Source organism: Pseudomonas sp. B6(2017) (genome assembly GCF_002112765.1).
Classification (GTDB): domain Bacteria; phylum Pseudomonadota; class Gammaproteobacteria; order Pseudomonadales; family Pseudomonadaceae; genus Aquipseudomonas; species Aquipseudomonas piscis.
In genome coordinates, this window is record NZ_NEIQ01000054.1 from 1 (window position 1) to 1,581 (window position 1,581).

The following is a 1,581-nucleotide window of genomic DNA, read 5'->3' on the forward strand; positions in this document are numbered from 1 at the left end:
CGGGCCTCGTTGGCTTTCCGATCCTGCTCAGTGAAGGTTTTCTTGCTCTGCGAGAAGTCCATTGTCGTCCTCGATAGTTTCGATGGTTGGGATCTCAGGAGGTGGCGCCGGGTGATCGGTGGGAATGTCCACCGGGCCGGCGGCGGTCACGGTCACGGTCACAGGCTCAGGGAAGCGGATGGCGTTGGTCGCCGTGGCTTCGTCGTAGGGCAGGAGCAGCGTGATCGACAGGAGGCCATCAGTGGACATGACAGCTTTGTCGGCGAACAGGGGTGAGTCGATGGCCTCGAGCTCCAGCTCATAACCTCGCTCAAGCGGAGAAAAGTCGAACGCCTCGCCGTTGATGGTGATGGCATAGCCCTCAATGGAGACTGACTCGAGGCGCGGGAACATGTCCGTACACACGGGGGAAAATTTGATAATAACCATTATCGCCACCTACCCACGGCAAGATATCTTGCTTGATACTGAGCGTTAGCCGCATGACTGAAGCCAACTACTCGGCATTGGTTCGGGTTGTTCCCTTCCCCTACCGATCCCCAACAATATGCGTATGCAGAGTAAGAGACGGAGGGAATGACAACCCCAATCGTCACGAACGGAACCGGAAAGGTAAATATTTCAGCGGCGCCGAGAAAGACACCCGTTGAAACTTGATTTGATGTTGTCTGGATGGTTGAGCTCTCCTTCCAGCAAATCATGGTCCCGTCCGAGAACTTAACTGCGGTCCCGTTGCTGTTCGTTATTGACTCTTCGTTAACCTGCATCCATGGCTGGATTCCACCGTTGATGCAGCCCCTATAAAACATCTTGTTGCCAGTCGTGGAAAGAATAAGTTGCGTCCAGTTGCTCGAGGACTTCTCGTAGAACGTTGTCTTTATTGTTCCGTATACGCCTGGATTGGGGCCGTTTAGGGTTCCTGGGTGCACTAGCAAATCACCGCTGGCCGCAACGTTATTTGCGTCGTTGCACGCCAGTAGAGAGGTAGCCCCCATACCAAAATCACCAACATCTAGCCCGCTGTTCCACTTCGCCCAGATTCCGTTGATTTTGGTCCTGGAATACTGTTTTCCAGCTCCCCCGCCTACCGCGATTTGAACCCCATATGCAGTGTTAGAGTTGGCCAGATGAATAACGTAAAAAGTTGACGTCTGGAATGGTAGCGATCCAGTTCCGTCCGGACTTACATACACAAAAGAGTTAACCGTTAACCCATTCAGTTGCACCTCAGGAATATCTTTTACTTGATCTGCAAGCCCGTACTGCTGGAGTAATGACTTTACTGTCGTCGAAAAGTCGCTGATCGTGCTGGAAACCTGTGTTCCGGTGTGGTTTGCCCGCGCGAGAAGTTCGGCGTCTGGCCGGTTCTTTGTTGCGCCCGGCTGGGAACCTGCTGTCTTGTCGTACAGTTCCTGGGTCATGTCGTTGACTTTCGTCATTGCAGAGCGGAACGTATCGCCGCCCTGCCCAGTGGGGATAACCCCGAGTTCAATGTTCTTGCGTGCCATGGCTTCTCCAACTAGCGGGGAGGATCAAAAGGATATTGATATTCAGAGACATCAATATAAGGACATTGAGGAA

At 52.9% G+C, this 1,581-nt stretch carries 2 protein-coding genes; both read right to left on the bottom strand.

Annotation, left to right across the window (positions count from 1 at the left end; genetic code table 11):
- Positions 1-27: 27 nt before the first annotated feature.
- Positions 28-429 (bottom strand): hypothetical protein, encoded by a 402-nt coding sequence (locus CAG11_RS32875; RefSeq protein ID WP_085600852.1) that lies wholly within the window; start codon positions 427-429, stop codon positions 28-30.
- Positions 429-1,508, bottom strand: a complete 1,080-nt coding sequence (locus CAG11_RS32880) for a pyocin knob domain-containing protein (protein WP_085600854.1) — start codon at positions 1,506-1,508, stop codon at positions 429-431. The genes CAG11_RS32875 and CAG11_RS32880 overlap by 1 nt, the downstream gene beginning before the upstream one ends.
- Between the last annotated feature and the right edge of the window lie 73 nt (positions 1,509-1,581).

Bases quoted from the DNA above. Each gene is read 5' to 3' on its own strand.
- CAG11_RS32880 (WP_085600854.1), bottom strand. From the start codon at position 1,508: ATGGCACGCAAGAACATTGAACTCGGGGTTATCCCCACTGGGCAGGGC.
- CAG11_RS32875 (WP_085600852.1), bottom strand. From the start codon at position 429: ATGGTTATTATCAAATTTTCCCCCGTGTGTACGGACATGTTCCCGCGC.